Source organism: Rhodococcus sp. RD6.2 (genome assembly GCF_001040705.1).
In the GTDB taxonomy this organism is placed as follows: domain Bacteria; phylum Actinomycetota; class Actinomycetes; order Mycobacteriales; family Mycobacteriaceae; genus Rhodococcus_G.
The window spans coordinates 180,324-197,200 of sequence record NZ_CVQP01000012.1; the positions used below are offsets into that span (position 1 = coordinate 180,324).

Annotated in this window: 18 protein-coding genes; 9 read left to right on the plus strand and 9 right to left on the minus strand. The window is 68.8% G+C overall.

Annotated features, from left to right (window positions below):
• Positions 1-152: 152 nt before the first annotated feature.
• Positions 153-587, plus strand: a complete 435-nt coding sequence (locus RHCRD62_RS24605) for an SRPBCC family protein (RefSeq protein ID WP_050067382.1) — start codon at positions 153-155, stop codon at positions 585-587.
• Here RHCRD62_RS24605 and RHCRD62_RS24610 read toward each other — a convergent pair.
• Positions 584-1,438: an Rv3717 family N-acetylmuramoyl-L-alanine amidase gene (locus tag RHCRD62_RS24610; RefSeq protein ID WP_301280737.1), complete on the minus strand. Its 855-nt coding sequence runs from the start codon at positions 1,436-1,438 to the stop codon at positions 584-586. The two genes, RHCRD62_RS24605 and RHCRD62_RS24610, sit on opposite strands and share 4 nt — an antisense overlap.
• An 84-nt stretch (positions 1,439-1,522) precedes the next feature.
• Between RHCRD62_RS24610 and RHCRD62_RS24615 the strand changes: the two genes are divergently transcribed.
• Both RHCRD62_RS24615 and recR read left to right on the plus strand, forming a co-directional pair.
• Entirely contained in the window at positions 1,523-1,822 is a 300-nt protein-coding gene (locus tag RHCRD62_RS24615; protein WP_216596665.1) for a YbaB/EbfC family nucleoid-associated protein, read from the plus strand.
• Between the two features lie 12 nt (positions 1,823-1,834).
• On the plus strand, positions 1,835-2,443 hold the full coding sequence (gene recR / locus RHCRD62_RS24620) for a recombination mediator RecR (RefSeq protein ID WP_050067384.1): 609 nt from the start codon (positions 1,835-1,837) through the stop codon (positions 2,441-2,443).
• 25 nt (positions 2,444-2,468) lie between these two features.
• Here the strand turns inward: recR and RHCRD62_RS24625 are convergent, their stop codons facing one another.
• Positions 2,469-3,395, minus strand: coding sequence for a LysR family transcriptional regulator (locus RHCRD62_RS24625; RefSeq protein WP_050067385.1), 927 nt, complete (start codon positions 3,393-3,395; stop codon positions 2,469-2,471).
• A gap of 106 nt (positions 3,396-3,501) precedes the next feature.
• Between RHCRD62_RS24625 and RHCRD62_RS24630 the strand changes: the two genes are divergently transcribed.
• Both RHCRD62_RS24630 and RHCRD62_RS24635 read left to right on the plus strand, forming a co-directional pair.
• Positions 3,502-4,929 carry an NAD(P)/FAD-dependent oxidoreductase gene (locus tag RHCRD62_RS24630; RefSeq protein ID WP_050067386.1) on the plus strand — a complete coding sequence of 476 codons (1,428 nt, stop codon included), beginning with the start codon at positions 3,502-3,504 and terminating at the stop codon, positions 4,927-4,929.
• Between the two features lie 122 nt (positions 4,930-5,051).
• Positions 5,052-5,897: a helix-turn-helix domain-containing protein gene (locus tag RHCRD62_RS24635; protein WP_050067387.1), complete on the plus strand. Its 846-nt coding sequence runs from the start codon at positions 5,052-5,054 to the stop codon at positions 5,895-5,897.
• On the opposite strand, the gene RHCRD62_RS24640 is transcribed toward RHCRD62_RS24635, so the two are convergent.
• The gene (locus RHCRD62_RS24640; protein ID WP_050067464.1) at positions 5,857-7,062 is read right to left on the minus strand and encodes an MFS transporter; all 1,206 of its coding nucleotides are present in this window, start codon (positions 7,060-7,062) and stop codon (positions 5,857-5,859) included. The genes RHCRD62_RS24635 and RHCRD62_RS24640 overlap by 41 nt on opposite strands.
• 197 nt (positions 7,063-7,259) lie before the next feature.
• Between RHCRD62_RS24640 and RHCRD62_RS24645 the strand changes: the two genes are divergently transcribed.
• A complete protein-coding gene (locus tag RHCRD62_RS24645; RefSeq protein ID WP_253277472.1) occupies positions 7,260-8,723 on the plus strand; it encodes a lipase family protein in 1,464 nt (487 codons plus the stop codon).
• A 274-nt stretch (positions 8,724-8,997) separates the two neighbouring features.
• Here the strand turns inward: RHCRD62_RS24645 and RHCRD62_RS24650 are convergent, their stop codons facing one another.
• From RHCRD62_RS24650 to RHCRD62_RS24665, 4 genes are all read right to left on the minus strand, one after another.
• The gene (locus RHCRD62_RS24650; protein WP_050067388.1) at positions 8,998-9,624 is read right to left on the minus strand and encodes a maleylpyruvate isomerase family mycothiol-dependent enzyme; all 627 of its coding nucleotides are present in this window, start codon (positions 9,622-9,624) and stop codon (positions 8,998-9,000) included.
• Between the two features lie 105 nt (positions 9,625-9,729).
• Positions 9,730-10,446, minus strand: coding sequence for a type 1 glutamine amidotransferase (locus RHCRD62_RS24655; RefSeq protein WP_050067389.1), 717 nt, complete (start codon positions 10,444-10,446; stop codon positions 9,730-9,732).
• Positions 10,439-11,695 (minus strand): Mur ligase family protein, encoded by a 1,257-nt coding sequence (locus RHCRD62_RS24660; RefSeq protein ID WP_050067390.1) that lies wholly within the window; start codon positions 11,693-11,695, stop codon positions 10,439-10,441. Before RHCRD62_RS24660 ends, RHCRD62_RS24655 begins: the two co-directional genes overlap by 8 nt.
• A gap of 30 nt (positions 11,696-11,725) precedes the next feature.
• Complete coding sequence (locus tag RHCRD62_RS24665) at positions 11,726-12,646, minus strand: EamA family transporter (protein WP_050067391.1); 921 nt, start codon at positions 12,644-12,646, stop codon at positions 11,726-11,728.
• Between the two features lie 72 nt (positions 12,647-12,718).
• On the opposite strand from RHCRD62_RS24665, the gene RHCRD62_RS24670 reads away from it, so the two are divergent.
• The gene (locus RHCRD62_RS24670) at positions 12,719-13,609 is read left to right on the plus strand and encodes a LysR family transcriptional regulator (RefSeq protein WP_050067392.1); all 891 of its coding nucleotides are present in this window, start codon (positions 12,719-12,721) and stop codon (positions 13,607-13,609) included.
• Between the two features lie 49 nt (positions 13,610-13,658).
• Here the strand turns inward: RHCRD62_RS24670 and RHCRD62_RS24675 are convergent, their stop codons facing one another.
• Positions 13,659-14,048, minus strand: coding sequence for an SHOCT domain-containing protein (locus tag RHCRD62_RS24675; protein WP_050067393.1), 390 nt, complete (start codon positions 14,046-14,048; stop codon positions 13,659-13,661).
• A gap of 119 nt (positions 14,049-14,167) precedes the next feature.
• Between RHCRD62_RS24675 and RHCRD62_RS24680 the strand changes: the two genes are divergently transcribed.
• Both RHCRD62_RS24680 and RHCRD62_RS24685 read left to right on the plus strand, forming a co-directional pair.
• Complete coding sequence (locus RHCRD62_RS24680; protein WP_050067394.1) at positions 14,168-14,593, plus strand: DUF6325 family protein; 426 nt, start codon at positions 14,168-14,170, stop codon at positions 14,591-14,593.
• Positions 14,594-14,608: 15 nt separating this feature from the next.
• Positions 14,609-14,956 carry an SHOCT domain-containing protein gene (locus RHCRD62_RS24685; RefSeq protein WP_050067395.1) on the plus strand — a complete coding sequence of 116 codons (348 nt, stop codon included), beginning with the start codon at positions 14,609-14,611 and terminating at the stop codon, positions 14,954-14,956.
• 84 nt (positions 14,957-15,040) lie between these two features.
• Here the strand turns inward: RHCRD62_RS24685 and leuA are convergent, their stop codons facing one another.
• Complete coding sequence (gene leuA, locus RHCRD62_RS24690) at positions 15,041-16,849, minus strand: 2-isopropylmalate synthase (protein WP_050067396.1); 1,809 nt, start codon at positions 16,847-16,849, stop codon at positions 15,041-15,043.
• Between the last annotated feature and the right edge of the window lie 28 nt (positions 16,850-16,877).

Consider the following 16,877-nt stretch of genomic DNA (forward strand, 5'->3'; position numbering starts at 1 on the left):
CGAGTCGCGCTCACGCGTACGGATGCCGTGGTCGCGCGCTGTGATACGGCGCACAGGGGCTCCGGCGGGGCTGGCCGCGACTGCCGCGGTACGGGCACGATGGAGTGCATTCGAGGGCGTCGGTCGGTCGCCCGCAGTGATGAGGAGAGCACGTGGGACAGGTCAGCGCCAGCAGTTCGGTCGACGTCGGAGCGGCCCCGGAGGCGGCACTCGCCGCGGTCGCGGACTACCAGACCGTGCGTCCGCGGATCCTGAGCGAGCACTACTACGACTACTCGGTGGTCGAGGGCGGCCAGGGGACCGGCACTGTCGTGGCCTGGTCGCTCAAGGCGACGGAGAAGCGGACCCGCCACGTGAAGGCCACGATCACCGTCGCGGGCGACACCGTCACCGAGACCGACGCCAACTCCAGCATGGTGACCACCTGGACGGTGACCCCGAACGGGTCCGGTTCCACGGTGACGACGACCACGACGTGGACGGGCGCGGGCGGCATCGGCGGATTCTTCGAGAAGATCTTCGCGCCGCTTGGCCTGAAGAAGATCCAGGCTGCTGTTCTCGCGAATCTCGCGCGCGAACTGGCCTAACTCCCCCCGAGATACTCGGCGATGCCGTGCACCACGGCGAGTGCGTAGCGCTCGCGCCCGGCATCGCCAGTCATCTGCACTGCTTCCAGTGGATTGCGCATGTTTCCGAGTTCGACCAGGATCGATGGCCGCTGGGACAGATTCAGTCCGGCCAGGTCGGAGCGCGGCAGCAGTCCGTCGTCACCGATGTAGGTCGCCGGTACCAGTCCGCGGTCGACGAGCGCGTCGCGCATCGTCTCGGCGAACTCGACGGACGCGCCTGCCTGCACGTCGTTCAGGGGTGGCGCGGAATAGCTGACATGGAATCCCTGGTCGTCGGTGTCTGCGCCGTCGGCGTGGATCGCGACGACGGCGTCGGCCCCGGACGCGTTCGCGGTTGCGGCGCGCTCGTCGACGCAACTGCCGACGGAGGTGTCGTCCGGCCGGCTCATCTCGACACGGGCGCCCCGGAACTCGAGTTCGGTGCGCATCAGCCCGGCAACCTGCCAGGTGAAGGTGTGCTCGGGATAGCCGGTCGCGGTGGACGTGCCCGTGGTCTGGCAGTCCTTGGTGCCGCCGCGACCGGTGGGGACCTGCGCGGTGATCGCCGCGTCGTGCGACCCACTGTGTCCGGGGTCCAGGAAGACGGTCTTGCCGACGAGGGCCCGGTCGGCCGCGGTGCCGGTGGCTCCGCGTTCGGACCCGATGCGAGGTGCGGGTGCGGCGGGTTCGGCCGCGGTGACCACGTCGTCGGTGGGGATGGTGCAGGCGGACAGCGTGAACACGATCGCGCCTCCGCACGCGACGGCGCGCCCGAGGTTACGGGCGAGGGTGGCGGCGCTCGGACCGCGAGGCCGGGACGTCGCTTGCACGCGCTCACCGTAGCCGGGTGCGTCTACGCTGGCGTGTAAACACGCAGAAAGGACCACAACGTGCAGCCCGGTGGACAACCCGATATGCAGCAGCTTCTCGCGCAGGCTCAGCAGATGCAGCAGCAGCTGATGGCGGCGCAGGCCGAGATCGCCCAGACCGAGGTCACCGGTCAGGCCGGTGGCGGGCTCGTGACCGCCACCGTCAAGGGCACCGGTGAGGTCGTGGCACTGGCGATCGATCCCAAGGTCGTCGATCCCGAGGACGTCGAGACCCTGCAGGATCTGGTGATCGGCGCGATCGCGGACGCGTCGAGCAAGGCCCAGGAAATCGCGGCGGGGAAGCTCGGTCCGCTCGCGGGTGGCATGCCCGGCCTCCCGTTCTAGGCGAGGCGGGGAGTGTACGAGGGTCCCGTTCAGGATCTGATCGACGAACTCGGCAAACTGCCGGGGGTCGGCCCGAAGAGTGCGCAGCGGATCGCCTTCCACCTGCTCGGTGTCGAACCGCCGGAGATCGAGCGACTGCAGAACGCGTTGCAGCGGATTCGTGACGGTGTGCAGTTCTGTGTCGTGTGCGGCACGGTGTCCGACAAGGAACGGTGCCGGATCTGCTCCGACGACCGCCGCGACCGCACCGTCATCTGTGTGGTGGAGGAGCCGAAGGACGTCCAGGCCGTGGAGCGGACGCGGGAGTTCCGGGGGCGCTACCACGTGCTCGGTGGCGCGCTCGACCCGCTCAGCGGCATCGGGCCGGATCAATTGCGTATCCGGGAGTTGTTGGCGCGCATCGGGAACCAGGAGGACGGCGTCGACGTCGCGGAGGTCATCATCGCGACCGACCCGAACACGGAGGGCGAGGCCACGGCCACGTACCTGGTGCGGATGCTGCGCGACTTCCCGGGGCTGACGGTTACTCGGCTGGCGTCCGGTCTGCCGATGGGCGGCGACCTCGAGTTCGCGGACGAGCTCACCCTGGGTCGGGCGCTGTCGGGCCGACGCACGATGTGACGCCTGCCCGGGGCTCGGTGCCGGGTCAGGGGCCGTCCGATTCGGGATCGGGCGGCGGTGCGGGCGGGGTCGTCGGGTCCATGGCGAGGCGCAGCGCGTTCACCAGGAACGACAGCGCGGCCGACTCGGTCGCACCGTTGCGGACGACGCCGCACACGGGCACCCGCAGCCGGTTGTTCGCCTCCCGCATCACCCGCAGCCCGGGCCGCGGCGCGTTGGCGCTGACCGTGGAGGCGAACAGCACCGTCCACGCCCGTGGGTTGGTGATGACGTCGAGCGTCGCGGTGTGGTCGCGGGCGATCGGTGGTCCCAGTTGAACCCGCCGCCCGACCTCGACGAACGCGTCTTCGACGACGCTGTGGATCAGGACCTGGCTGCTCCGCGGCGGTAGCAGCAGCGGGTAGTGGGCGAGGTCGCCGAGATCGACGGTGGAGAAGGCGGACTGCGGGTGCTGACTCGAGGTCACGACCAGGAGGTCCTCGATGCCGAGCTCCACCGTTTCGAGACCCGGCCTGTCCAGGTCGCCGCGGATCAGAGCGAGATCGGCGTCGCCCGACGCGACGGCGTCGATCCGGTCCGCGAAGCTCTTGATGACGAACTCGATGTCCAGGTCGGGGTAGCGGCTGCGGACGCGGGCAATCGCGTCGAGGCTTTGCGGTGCGAAGCTCATGTTCGCGCAGATCCGGATGCGGTTGCGCGGTTCCTTCGCGACGGCGAGCGCCCGGACCTCGAGGTGCTGCACCTCCTGCGCGATCGGGACCAGGCGTAATCCGGCCGCGGTCGGTTTCACGACGCGGGTCGACCGGTCGAACAGGGTTGTCCCCAGCTCTTGTTCGAGCTTCGCGATCTGGTGGCTGATCGCGGATTGGGAGATGAAGCACTTCTCGGCCGCGCGACTGAAGCTCAATTCCTCGCTCACTGCGAGGAAGTAGCGCAATTGACGGAAGTCCACCAGACGATCTTACTTATGAGCAATCGAGATAACTGTCTGCCGTATATCACGGTTACATGGCGGAACCGACTCGGAACTACTTAGCGTTGCTCTCATAACTGATTCAATGGCGATTCAGCAGGAGGAAACCGTGGGTGAGGCAGTGGCCGCCGAGGTCGACAAGGACCACACAGAAACCGTCATCGTGGGGTCCGGATTCGGCGCCCTCGCGACGGCGAAGAAGCTGGCCAAGGCAGGCAGGCCCTTCGTGCTGATCTCGGAGACCACCGAACACCTCTTCCAGCCCCTGCTGTACCAGGTGGCGACCGGCGTCCTCTCGGCAGGCGAGATCGCCCCGTCGGTGCGCGCGATCCTCCAGGACTACCCGAAGGCGGACGTCCGGCTCGGCCGGGTCGTCGGCGTCGACGCCGAGGCCAAGGAGCTGGTGTACGAGGCCGCAGGCGAGCGCCACACGATCGGTTACGACACCCTCGTCGCCGCGACCGGTGCCCGTCAGTCCTACTTCGGCCGCGACGAGTTCGCCAAGGTCACCTACGCGCTGAAGACCGTCAACGACGCGAAGCGGCTGCGGGACCAGATCGTGCGGTGCTTCGAGGAGGCGCACACGACCTCCGACGCCGAGCGCGCCAAGAACCTGCTGAGCTTCATCGTGATCGGCGCGGGCGCGACGGGCGTCGAGCTCGCGGGCCAGATCAAGGAACTCGCCGGACGCTACTTCGAGCAGTCGATCCGCGGCATCACCGCCGCCGACGTCACCGTCACCCTCGTCGAGGGTGCGGGCGTCGCGATGCCCGCCTACGGCGGCAAGCTCAGCGAATACACCAAGGCCTCGCTGGAGAAGGCGGGCGTCGAGGTCGTGCTCAACACCCTCGTCACCGACATCGACGCGCACGGCGCCACCCTCAAGGCGCATGGCGAAACCGAGGGCGTCCGGCGTACCGCCGAGACCGTCATCTGGTCGGCGGGCGTGCAGGCCAACGACTTCGCCGCGGTCCTCGCCGAGCAGACCGGGTGCGACACCGACCGCGCCGGTCGACTGCTCGTCAACCCCGACCTCACCGTCGGTGGCCGCGCCGACATCTTCGCCGTCGGCGACATGACCTCGCTGAACAACCTGCCCGGTCAGTCGCCGGTCGCGATGCAGGGTGGACGCCACGTCGCACGCACCATCCTCGGCAAGACCAAGCGCGGGACCCCCTTCAAGTTCCGCGACAAGGGCAGCATGGCCATCATCAACCGGTTCCGTGCGGTGACGAAGGTCAAGAACATCGAGCTGACGGGTGCCCTCGCGTGGGTGCTGTGGCTGGCCGTGCACATGGTGTACCTGGTGGGCTTCCGTAACCGCTACGTCGCCGTGATGTCGTGGATGGGGTCGTTCCTCGGCCACCGTCGGCCGCACTTCCACTACGCGCAGGAGCCGCAGCGCATCGCGGAACCGACTGCGTCGGACGACGAGGCAGTCGAGGCGATCGCACCCGAGGTGATCACGAGCGTGGTGCCCGCCGAGCGCAAGGAGCCGGTGACGGTCTCCTGACCACCCGGCCAAGTCCGCCGTACGGCCGCGTCCCCGATTCGGGGCCGCGGCCGTACGCGTACCGGGCGGGGAATATCGCGGGTGTGCCTGCCGTTGTCCGGGACTGTCGCGAAAGGAGCCGCATGACAGTCGATTCCGCACCTGTCGGAACTCAGGCACTCGGTGTCGACGACGTGCTCGCCGGGTTGCGGTGGCGATGCGCGAGGGGGGAGGTCGTGCGCCTCGAGGCCTGCCGGAGTCGGCGAGTCGAGGACGGCGAGTCGAGTGCCGCGCTGGTCGTGGACGGGTTGGTCCGTGTCGAGGACCTGGGTGATCCGCAGGACCTGGCGCCGGGTGACTTCCTCTTCGTGCCGCACGGTCACGGCCACACGATGCGGGCGCTGTCGGAGGCGACGATCCTGCGCGTGCGGATGGTCCCGGCCGGCACCTCGGGTGCACTGGACGCCCTGCCCCGCCGGGTGATCCTCACCGAGTTCGCCGAGCACGAGCCGACGGCGCACACACTGTTGCGGAACCTGGTCGAGGGCGGTGGTCACCCACACGGCGTTCTCCGCGACCGCGTCGCCACCCTGATCGCATCGATCGCGGTGTCGTCGTGGCATGCCCGCGGATGCGCGCCGAACCGGTGGCTGCTGCGAGTGGACGACCCCGGGCTGGCACGTGCTGTCGCGGCGATACACGCCGAGCCGGGCCGCGAGTGGACCGTGGAAGCGCTCGCCCGTGTGGCGCTCGCGTCCCGGTCCGGGTTCGCTGCCCGGTTCACCGCGGCGACCGGACAACCTCCGGGCCGCTACCTGTCCGCCGTCAGAATCGAACAGGCGCAGCGGATGCTGGCGCGGAGGGATGTCTCGGTCGCCGCGGTCGCACACCGGCTCGGCTATGGTTCCGACACCGCTTTCGGCCGGGCGTTCCGCAGGCACACCGGGGTCACGCCGTCCGTGTGGCAGCGTCAACGCGGCCGAGGGTGACCCGGACGAGCAGTCCGCCCGCCACCGTGACCACCGCGGCGACCACGTAGGTCACTGCCACTCCGAGTTCGTCCACCCCGCGCCCGCCGACCGCGGAGCCGAGGATGATCGCGGTCTGGAAGCCGGCGACGAGGAGCCCGCTCCCCGCCTCCACCCGATCCGGCAACACTCGTGTCACCCAGACCTGGGCGAGGTTCAGCAGTCCGCCGAACGCCGCCCCCCAGACTAGGACCGCGAGATACCCGGGGGCGGGTAGTCCGGCGGACACCGCTACCGCCAGCACGGACAGCCCGATCGCTCCGGGCACGGCCACCAGCAGCGGCTGCAGCCATCGGTCGGCGAGGCTGCCGAGGACGAAGTTGCCGACGACGCCCCCGGCGCCGAACAGGGCCAGCAGGATCGCGACGGATTCCGGATCGGCGCCGAGCAGCTCGGCGAGCGCGGGCCGAATGTACGTGAAGCCGGTGAAGTGTCCGGCGATGACGGCAACGAACCCGATCAGGCCGAGTGTCACTCCCGGGGATCGGAGCGCGCGTCCCATCGCCGCCCACCCGACTCCTGCGGCGGGTGCGATCGGTGGCAACGTCAGTCGGACCGCGACGGCCGCGGCGAGCGTCAGGATCGCGGCGACGGCGAAGACGATGCGCCAGCCGGCGAACGTGCCCAGGAGCACTCCGAGGGGCACCCCGGCCACGGTCGCGAGTGTGGTGCCCGCGTTGACGATCATCATCGCCTTCCCGACGCGGTCGGCGGGCACCAGTTGGGTGACGATCACCAACGCCATCGACCAGTAGCCGCCGATCGCCAGGCCGAGCAGCAGTCGCGCCAGCATCAACACCGCGATGTTCGGCGCGACCGCGACCAGGATGTTCGAGGCCACGGCCGCGACGGTCAGTGCGACCAGGAGGGTGCGCCGGTCCAGCCGGGGGAACAGCGACCCCATCCCGAGGGCGGCGACCAGTGCGGTGAGCGCGGTGACGCTGACCGACAGCCCGATGACACCCTCGGTGACACCTAGTTGGGTGGCGACGAGGGTCAGCACGCCGGGCGGCAGGAACTCGGCGGTCACCAGGGCGAAGCTGCCCAGGAACATCGTCGCCAACGCGGGCCAGGCGCGTCGGGTCGGGGTCGCCGCGCGGTCGTCGGCGATCAGGTTGGTTGTCATGTTCGATGTCAACAACGCGGCCGTGGGATTCACGCCCACCCAGACGCCACACCACTCGATCCAGACGCCAGATCGTCGGGAATCCGGACAAAGCGGTGGTTCTGTCGACGTTGTAAGTTCGAAATCCTAAGTGTCGACACGTGATCCGGAGTCATGGCTTCCTCGTTTCCGGTACCCGCCGGTGTTAGCGTGCCGCAATGCGCATCCAGCACGGGGGTTTCTGGGTTCGAATGTGTGTCGCCGCGCTCGCGGTGACGGTCGTGGTCGGTGGCGGAGGCGCCACGGCCGCGGCGCAGTCCAGTGGCAGTGCCGGCGGCGAGGGGTCCGTCGGCACCGGTTCGTTGACCGACGGCACCGGATCCGACGGCGAGCCGCTCAACGGCACCACGCTCATCACCGGCTCGCTCGGAACCGCCTCGGTGGCCCGGTCGCCACTCGGGTCCGTGCTGCCACCACTGGTCGACGCAATCGTGCCCGCGCCGAATCCGCCGTACCCGGACCTCGACGCGCTGTGGCGGGCGATCCTGCCGTCCCCGATCGGGGAGCCGTTCTTCGACAACTTCCCGCCGGGCCTGCCGGGCATGGCGAACGGCCAGATCATCGAGGTCCGCGACGTGACACCCGTCGCCGTCCAGTTCCTCCGCGGCCCGGTCCGCGAGGTGCGGCAGTTCAAGGTCAAGACCACCGACTCACACGGCGGACCGTCCTTCGCTACCGCGACGCTGGTGGTCCCGGCCACGCCGTGGGACGGGCCCGGCCCCCGCCCCGTACTGGTCAACAACGTTCCGATCAACGGACTCGGCCGCGACTGCACGCCGTCACACACCCTCGCGCACGGCATCACCCCGTCCACGAACCCGTTCGAACTGGTGCGCCCCGTCACCACGAAGGCGGAGGAGCGCGGGTACGCCGTCCTCATCCCCGACCACGAGGGCCCGCAGATGGCGTACGGCGAGCCGTTCGTCGCCGGGCACGCGATCCTCGACACGATCCGCGGGATGCGGAATCTGTATCCGGCCGAGTTCGGGTCCTCCAAGCTCGCGATGATGGGCTACTCCGGCGGTGCGATCGCCACCAGCGGTGCGGTCAAACTGCTCGACGAGTACGCGCCCGAACTCGAAAGCGACATCCTCGGTGCCGCGATCGGCGGGGTGCCCGCCGACTACGACATGCTCGGCCGCACGATGAACGGCAACCTGGCCGGAGGCCTGTTCATGGCCGCGGTCCTCGGTGTCGCGCGGCAGCAGACCGAGATTCTCCCCCTGATGAATGATCTGGGTGAACGACTCGGGACATCCGGTCTTCGTAACGCGTGCGTGATGACGCTGGCGCTCGCCGGTGTCCCCGGTATCCCGGTCGAGGCACTGGCCAACATCAAACAGGTGCTGAGTTCTCCTGTGGCGCAGGGAATTTTCGCGGAGATGAAGATGGCGGACCGGCCGTCGGGTACGCCGCTGTACATCTACAACGGTGGTCAGGAGTTCTGGATTCCGGCGCTCGGCACGCAGAACCTGTACGCCGAACAGTGCGGGCTCGGTGTGCCAACCGTGTACCGGCAGGTGCCAGGCGAGCACATCATCGGCGAGATCACCGGCAACCCCGGCGCATTCGACTGGGTTGACGCGCGACTGCGCGGCGAGCCGGCGCCGGACGAGTGCTGACGGAGCGGGTTCCCAGTCGTCATCGGACCGGGAGAATCGCCAGGTCAGGGCTATTGCCAGTGCTGCCCGGTCGGCGTACCGTCGGTAGTGCGGATCGAGGAAAAGCGAATTGGTAATGGTTCGACAGACCTCGAAATGCAGAGATCCGGCCGAGAACGCGATTCATCGCTACGTTCCCGGCCGAACCCCTGTCTGGGCCCGTTCGCGGTCGGGGGTTGCGCTCACCGGATTACGAGCACGCGTTCGAGTCGGGTGAGGCCCATTCCCGTCACCGTCAGATCCGTTCCCTGAGACTGTCCACGCCATCGCCGGTGAGTCCGTCGAGTCCGGCCTCGCGGCCCGTCATGGCCATCACGAGATCCAACATGGGCCCGGCGACCTCGGGGCCGGAGCCTATCGTCCACGCGGTATCCGTCGCCCGCAGGGACAGACCCGCGATCCGATTCTTCGTGCCGATCAACAGGTTCGAGCCCTTGTAGAAGTCCGCGACGCGTACCAGTGCGTCCATGGGGTAGTCGTGTCCGGTGCCGAGTGGGCGGCGGATGTCCTCGGCGTGGACGAGGGTTTCCCCCAGCCACGAGTCCACCGGCCCCGGCGGGCTCGTCGTCGCGGTGAGCACGGACCGGAACTCGGCGAGGGTGTCGGCCGGTGTGCCACTGGTCTCGGCTGCCACGTTCTTCGCTGCGAAGACCGCGAATCGCAGGCCCGTCCCGACCATGCCGCTCACGAACTTGTACGGCGTCATCTTCGCGGTCGCGGTCAGATGTCCGAGGACCTCCCACACCGACCACTGTGCGCACAGGGACGGTGTGGACCATTGGTCGTCGGTGAGTGCGGCGAGATCCTCCGCCAGCGCCGCGCGTTCGGAGTGGATCGCAGGCCAGGGTGCAGCGTTCGCCATGTCCCCTCCCGGGGTGGGTGTGTACTTCGGAAGCTACACCCGTCCGGGAGGGGAAGCGACAGGCTGCGAGGTCGGTCGAGCAGGTCCCGCAGCGGGTGGTCGCTGTCAGCGCCCGACGGCCAGCCGTTCCTTCCGCAGCCGCTCGACCTCGGCCAGTTCGAGGGGTGGCAGTGTGTCGACACCAGTCGCGCGCGCCAGCAGCAGGTCCGCGAGCTCCGGGTTCCGGGCGAGGACGGGGCCGTGCATGTAGGTGCTGATGACCGATCCCTGTACGACACCTTCGTGTCCGTCGCCGACACCGTTGCCGACACCGTGGGTGACCTTCCCAAGGGGTTTGGCGTCGGCGCCGAGAGCCGTTCCGCCGCGGTGGTTCTCGAACCCGGTGAGCGGCTGCGTGAGACCGTCGATCAGTGGCCGGGTGATGACCTCGCCGATGGCGCGGGTGGCCTGCGGGGAGGTGGTGACGTCGAGCATCGACACTCCGTCGACGCGCTCGCCTGCCGACGTCTCGTACCAGTGCCCGAGGACCTGGATGGCGGCGCAGATCGCGAGGACGGGCGCGCCGCGCTCGGCGGCCTTCTGTAGTCCCGGGTACCGCTGCAGGTGGCGGGTCGCCAGTCTCTGTGCCGAATCCTCCGCTCCACCAAGGGTGTACACGTCGAGGGAATCCGGAACCGGATCAGAGAGGGTGATCTCGACGATCTCGGCGTCGATCCCGCGCATGCGCAGACGCTGCCGCAGGATCAGTGCATTGCCGCCGTCGCCGTAGGTGCCCATGACATCGGGGAGCACCAGCCCGATCCGCACGGTCGACTCAGACATTCTCGGACCTCCTCGCGATCGCGGTGTTCAGATCCCGGAACGCCGTGTAGTTTGCCAGCACCTCGACCCGCCCCTCCGGGCAGGATGCAATGGCGCGCAGCGGATTCGGCTCCAGTGTGTGCTCGACTCCGGCGTAGGTGAGCCGGACCGCGAGGTCGGTGGCGCGCTCGCCTGCCGCGACGACCTTGACGCCCTCGAAGTGCTCGAACCGCACGTCCCACAGCCACGACAGATCCTCGCCGTCGGGCACCTGACCGTTCACAGCGATGACGAGGCCGTCGACGGAGTGGTCGATCATCGACAGCGCTTCCTGCCAGCCGGCCGGGTTCTTGGCGAGCAGCATCCGCAGCGAATGCGGGCCCACCTGGACGGACGCGTAGCGACCGGCGATCTCGCGGACCCCTTCGGCGGCGGCGACCGCGGCCTTCGGATCGGCGCCGAGCGCGACGGCAGCCGCAACGGCCTGCGCCGCGTTGCCGCGGTTGGCACGGCCGGGCAGCGTCAACGTCATCGGCAGGATCAGGCCGTCCGGGCCGTACAGGTTCTCGTCGTCGATCCACCAGTCCGGTGTCGGACGGGCGAAGTCGGTTCCCGTGCTGCGCCAGTTCCCGTCGGCGTCCCACACGATCGGTTCACCACTGCGCGGGCAACTGGTGGCGTCGTTCGCCCAGCCTGCGCCCGCCGCGACCCAGACGACGTTCGGATTGTCGTAGGCGGCAGACGAGACCAGGACGTCGTCGCAGTTCGCGACGACCACGGCATCCGGGTGCGCGGCGAGCCCCGCGCGCAGCCTGCGCTCGATCATGTTGATCTCGCCGACCCGGTCCAGCTGGTCGCGGCTGAGGTTGAGCAGCACGATCGCCGACGGGTTCAGCGCGTCGGAGACGTGGGGGGTGTGCAGCTCGTCGACCTCGATCGCCGCAAGATCCGCGTCCACCCCGACGCTCAGGGCGGAGACGATGCCCGCGTCCATGTTCGCGCCGTCGGGCTGCGTCGCGACCGAGCCGATCGTCGCCAGGGCCGCGGCGGTCATCCGGGTCGTCGTCGACTTGCCGTTGGTGCCGGTGACCAGCACCGTCCGCTTGCCCTGACCCAACTGCGTCATCACGGTCGGGTCGATCTTCAGGGCGATCAGCCCGCCGATCATCGAGCCGTTACCGCGTCCGGCCTTCTTCGACGCCCAGGACGCCAGCGCGGCGACGCGGAGGGCGAGCCTTCCGCGCGCGGAGAATCGAGTGCTAGTTGCCACGCGCGCAGTTTTCCACACCCGGTGCCGAGGTCAGACTCGTGCAGGTACGGGGGTGGGCAGGGACACAGTCGGTGTCGGGTCCGTGGCGCGTGGACGCGTCAGTCCGTACAGGCAGCCGCCGACGACGACCACGCCGCCACACAGCGCGGCCACGGTCGGTTGTTCGCCGAGCACCAGCCAGGACGCGGCGATCCCGACGACCGGAACGAGGAGCGAGAACGGCGCGACCGTCGACGCGGGGTAGCGGCTCATCAGCCCGGTCCACAGGCCCGACCCGACGATCGTGCCGAGGACGACGATGTACACCAGTCCGGCGAGCGCGGGTAGGCCGTCGGCGTCGAACGAGGACCCGAGCGCCGACCACCCCGCGGTCGGGCCTTCGATCGCCGCGGACAGGGCGAGCATCGGCAGCGGCGGCACGACCGTCATCCACAGCATCAGCCGCATCGGGGAGTCGGTCCTGGCCTGCTTGCTGCCGATGTTCCCGAGCGCCCACCCGAACGCGCCGCACAGGGTCAGCAGCAGCGGCAGCAGGCTTGCGTGCGCGAACCGGTCCCAGCCGATCGCGACCATGCCGCCGACGGCGACGACGATTCCGATCACCTGCCGCCGGCTCACCCGCTCTCCGAGCAGCAGTGCTCCCAGCAGAACCGTCATCGGTGCGGACGCCTGCAGGACCAGCGACGCTAGCCCGGTCGGCATCCCGGTGCTCATCGCCCAGAACAGGAACGTGAACTGCAGCACGCCGAAGCCCGTGCCGTACAGCAGTAGCCACCGCAGGGGGACGTTCGGGCGCGGCACGAACAGGACGACCGGGACGGCGATCACCAGGAAGCGCAGCGCCACGAAGAAGAACGGCGGGAACCGGTCGAGGCCGGCGCGAATGGCCAGGAAGTTCAGTCCCCACAGCAGCGCGACGGTGATACCGAGGAGGCGGTCGCGGTTCGTCATACCGCTTATCGTTGCGTCCGCGAAACATCAGGACAATCGAATATAAATGCACGATTGATGTAAATTTCCTACATGGATGCGGAGCGGTTGCGGGTGCTGAGGGAACTGGCCGACCGCGGCACCGTCGCCGCGACCGCCGCAGCGCTCTCCCTCACCCCGTCCGCCGTCTCGCAGCAACTGAAGATCCTCGCCCGCGAGGCAGGTGTCCCGCTGCTCGAGCCGGACGGCAGGCGCCTGCGGCTCACCGACGCGGGCCACGCCCTCGTGCTCCGCGCCGACGACGTCCTCGCTGCACTCGACCGGGCCGCCGCCGAGATGGCGTCCTACGCCGGCTCGCCGCGCGGACGGGTGCGGGTGGCGCTGTTCCCGTCCGGCGCAGCACTGCTGCTTCCCGGTGTGATCGCCCGCGCCGCGGCGGGCGGAACGATCGTCGACGCCACCGACGTCGACGAACCCGCCGCCGCCGTGCCGCACCTCCTCGCCGACTTCGACGTGGTCCTCACCCACCGTGACGAGCGGGCCCCGACCCTCGTGTCCCCGCGGGTGCGGATCGAAACACTCATGCGCGAGCCCATCGACCTCGTGATGCCGTCCGACCACCCCTACGCCGGCCGATCCTCCGTCGCGCTCGACGAACTCGCGGACGAGAGCTGGATCAGCGTCCGCGGCGGATTCCCCGTCGACGACGTCCTCGAATCGGTTGCCGCCGCGACCGGGGTTCGGCCGCGAGTCGTGCAGCGCATCAATGACTTCCGCGTCATCGAGGAGCTCGTGCTCGCGGGCCACGGCGTCGCGCTGATGCCACGTCATGTGTCGTTGCAGCGCGGGCTGGTCAGCGCGCGACTCGCAGGCGTGCGGGCCGCCCGAACCTACGAACTCGCCACCCGCCCCGCCGCCGCGCAGCGCCCCGCGGTCGCCGCGGTTCTCGCCGCCTTCCGGGCCACCGCGGCCGCCGTCGCCTGAACACACGACTGCGGCCCGCTCCTGTCGGAGCGGGCCGCAGTGGGGCGTACTAGCCGAGTGCCTTCGACTTGAGCGAGGCGAACTCGGCCTCCGTGATGGTCCCTGCGTCGAGTAGTGCTTTCGCGTCGGCGATCTGATCGGCCGGTGACTTGCCCGCGACCGATTTGATGTAGGCGTCCTGCTCGGTCTTCATGGTCTGCGCGGCGGCGAGCGACCGCTGCGCCATCCCGTTGCCGCGCGCGATCAGGTAGATCAGCGCGGTCAGGAATGGCACGAAGATCAGGAAGAACACCCACACCGCCTTCCACCAGCCCGAGAGCTTGTGGTCGCGGAACAGGTCGCCGATGATCGAGAAGAGCAGCATCAGGTACGCCACGAAGGCGAACGTGATGAGTATCAGCCACAGGAAATCCCAGAACGTGTCGACAGCGGAGTTCATCGGACGGCTCCATTTCGCAGAGGTGGATCGGGTTGATACGAGGATCGCGTGTCCGCGGGCATCCCGCCTCATCCGCAGCGGGTGATGCGCACATCGCCCGGCGGCGTGAGGGTGGACGCATGGACGAGACGGTGAACATCGGGCCGGTCGAACTGGTGGTACTGGCGTTTCCTGGAGCGCAGGCCGACCCGGCGACCGTGGCCGCATTGCAGGACGTGGTGGCGAAGGGATATGTGACCCTGCTCGACCTCGTCTACCTCGCCAAGGACGAGGCAGGGAACATCAGACAGGTCGACGTGGACGAGGACCTCCAGGACGTGGGCCTGGAGATCCTGTCGATCGAGGCGAAGGCACTGATCAGCGACGAGGACCTCGACGTCGTGCGCGACGCGCTCGAGCCGGGCACCTCGGCGGCGATCATCGTGTACGAGGAGACCTGGGCCAGGAACTTCACGTCGACGGCGAGGGCCGCGGGCGGCGAGCTCGTGCTGCACGTACAGATCCCGCACGAAGTCGTCGTCGCCGCGGTCGAAGCCGCACTGTAGAGGAAGGACACGGACATGGTTTTCAGAGCAGGGCGCGTCGGACGCCCCGGACTTCTCGGAACGGTCGCGCGGACCGCCGTCGTCGCCGGCACAGCGCGTGCGACGACGAACGCGATGGACCGGCGGGCACAGCGCAAGTACTCCGAACAGCAGGCGTACGCCGATCAGCAGGCGCAGGAGCAGGCGTATCAGCAGCAGCAGTACGCCCAGCAGGCCGCCGCTCAGCAGGCCGCGGCCGCGCCGCCGCCGGCTGCGGAGGAGGACCCGCTCATCGCGAAGTTGAAGCAGCTCGGCGATCTGCACCAGTCCGGTGTGCTCAGCGACGAGGAGTTCGCCTCGGCGAAGGCGAAGCTGCTCTCCTGATCCACGAAAAAGGTGAGGGGAACCCGTACCCGGTCGGACCGGATACGGGTTCCCCTCACCCTGTGTGTCAGTGAGTGCGGTGTGTCAGTGGGCGCGGTTGACGGCGGAGACGACCGCACGCAGCGACGCGGTGGTGATGGACGTGGCGATACCGACCCCCCACACGACCTTGCTGGTGCCGTCGGGGAGCGTCACCGCGGCTTCGACGTAGGCGGCGGCCTGTGCGTCGTCGCCCGCGGACATCGCGTGCTCGCTGTAGTCCAGGACCCGGACGTCGAAGCCGATGGTGCCGAGGGCGTCGACGAACGCGGCCAGCGGGCCGTTGCCGGAGCCGGAGATCTCCTGCTCCTTGCCGTCCACCTTCACGACCGCGGCGATGGAGTCCGTTCCGCCGTCCACCTCGGACGCCGTGACCTTCTGCCGCATCCGTTCCAGCGGCAGGACCGGTGCCAGGTACTCCTCGTGGAAGACGTCCCACATCTCCTTGGGGGAGACCTCGCCGCCCTCGCCGTCGGTGATCTTCTGCACGGACTGCGAGAACTCCATCTGCAGCCGGCGCGGCAGGACCAGACCGTGGTCGGCCTTCATGATGTACGCGACGCCGCCCTTGCCGGACTGCGAGTTCACGCGGATGACCGCCTCGTACGTGCGGCCGACGTCCTTCGGGTCGATCGGCAGATACGGAACCTGCCAGACGATGTCGTCGACGTCCGCGTCCTGCGCGTCCGCGGAGAACTTCATGTCGTCGAGACCCTTGTTGATCGCGTCCTGGTGGCTACCCGAGAACGCGGTGTAGACCAGGTCGCCGCCGTACGGGTGCCGTTCCGGAACGGGCAGCTGGTTGCAGTACTCGACGGTGCGGCGGATCTCGTCGATGTTCGAGAAGTCGATCTGCGGATCGACACCACGGGTGAACATGTTCAGCGCGAGGGTGACCAGGCAGACGTTTCCGGTGCGCTCACCGTTGCCGAACAGGCAGCCCTCGATGCGATCGGCGCCGGCCTGGTAGCCCAGCTCCGCGGCCGCGACACCGGTGCCACGGTCGTTGTGCGGGTGCAGCGACAGGATCACCGAGTCGCGGCGGGCCAGGTTCCGGTGCATCCACTCGATCGAGTCGGCGTACACGTTCGGCGTCGCCATCTCGACGGTCGCGGGCAGGTTCAGGATGACCGGGTTCTCCGGGGTCGCGCCGAGAACCTCGGTGACCGCGTCGCACACCTCCTTGGCGTACGACAGTTCGGTGCCGGTGTAGGACTCGGGGGAGTACTCCCAGCGCCAGTTGGTGTCGGGGTACTTCTTCGCCTCGTCGAGAACCAGTGCCGCGGCATCGGTTGCAATCTTCTTGATCGCGTCCTTGTCGGCGCGGAAGACCACGCGGCGCTGCAGGATCGACGTGGAGTTGTAGAAGTGCACGATCACGTTCTTCGCGCCGTGGCAGGCCTCGAAGGTGCGGGTGATCAGCTCCGGCCGTGACTGCGTCAGCACCTGGATGGTGACGTCGTCGGGGATGGCGTTGTCCTCGATGATCTCGCGGACGAAGTCGAAATCGGTCTGGCTGGCGGACGGGAAGCCGACCTCGATCTCCTTGTAGCCCATGCGGACCAGCAGGTCGAACATCCGGCGCTTGCGGGCCGGGCTCATGGGGTCGATCAGGGCCTGGTTGCCGTCCCGCAGGTCCACGGCGCACCACTGCGGGGCGCGGTCGATGACCTTGTCGGGCCAGGTGCGGTCGGGGAGGGTGACCTGCTCGACCTCCTCCGCGAACGACCGGTAGCGGTACGTCGGCATGGAGGAGTTCTTCTGCGTGTTCCAGGCAGGCTGGTCGGCGGGCGCAGGCTTGGACGGCGGCGTGATGATGCGCGATCCGGAAGTGAAAGCGTCGGCGGGTGACATTGACGAATCTCCGAAATGTGGGGACGGG

What these genes read in the sequence shown, in the direction of transcription:
- RHCRD62_RS24615 (WP_216596665.1), top strand. Translation starts at nt 1,523, where the DNA reads ATGCAGCAGCTTCTCGCGCAGGCTCAGCAGATGCAGCAGCAGCTGATG.
- RHCRD62_RS24630 (WP_050067386.1), top strand. Translation starts at nt 3,502, where the DNA reads ATGGCGATTCAGCAGGAGGAAACCGTGGGTGAGGCAGTGGCCGCCGAG.
- RHCRD62_RS24635 (WP_050067387.1), top strand. Translation starts at nt 5,052, where the DNA reads ATGACAGTCGATTCCGCACCTGTCGGAACTCAGGCACTCGGTGTCGAC.
- RHCRD62_RS24640 (WP_050067464.1), bottom strand. Translation starts at nt 7,062, where the DNA reads ATGACAACCAACCTGATCGCCGACGACCGCGCGGCGACCCCGACCCGA.
- RHCRD62_RS24645 (WP_253277472.1), top strand. Translation starts at nt 7,260, where the DNA reads ATGCGCATCCAGCACGGGGGTTTCTGGGTTCGAATGTGTGTCGCCGCG.
- RHCRD62_RS24650 (WP_050067388.1), bottom strand. Translation starts at nt 9,624, where the DNA reads ATGGCGAACGCTGCACCCTGGCCTGCGATCCACTCCGAACGCGCGGCG.
- RHCRD62_RS24655 (WP_050067389.1), bottom strand. Translation starts at nt 10,446, where the DNA reads ATGTCTGAGTCGACCGTGCGGATCGGGCTGGTGCTCCCCGATGTCATG.
- RHCRD62_RS24665 (WP_050067391.1), bottom strand. Translation starts at nt 12,646, where the DNA reads ATGACGAACCGCGACCGCCTCCTCGGTATCACCGTCGCGCTGCTGTGG.
- RHCRD62_RS24670 (WP_050067392.1), top strand. Translation starts at nt 12,719, where the DNA reads ATGGATGCGGAGCGGTTGCGGGTGCTGAGGGAACTGGCCGACCGCGGC.
- RHCRD62_RS24675 (WP_050067393.1), bottom strand. Translation starts at nt 14,048, where the DNA reads ATGAACTCCGCTGTCGACACGTTCTGGGATTTCCTGTGGCTGATACTC.
- RHCRD62_RS24680 (WP_050067394.1), top strand. Translation starts at nt 14,168, where the DNA reads ATGGACGAGACGGTGAACATCGGGCCGGTCGAACTGGTGGTACTGGCG.
- RHCRD62_RS24685 (WP_050067395.1), top strand. Translation starts at nt 14,609, where the DNA reads ATGGTTTTCAGAGCAGGGCGCGTCGGACGCCCCGGACTTCTCGGAACG.
- leuA (WP_050067396.1), bottom strand. Translation starts at nt 16,849, where the DNA reads ATGTCACCCGCCGACGCTTTCACTTCCGGATCGCGCATCATCACGCCG.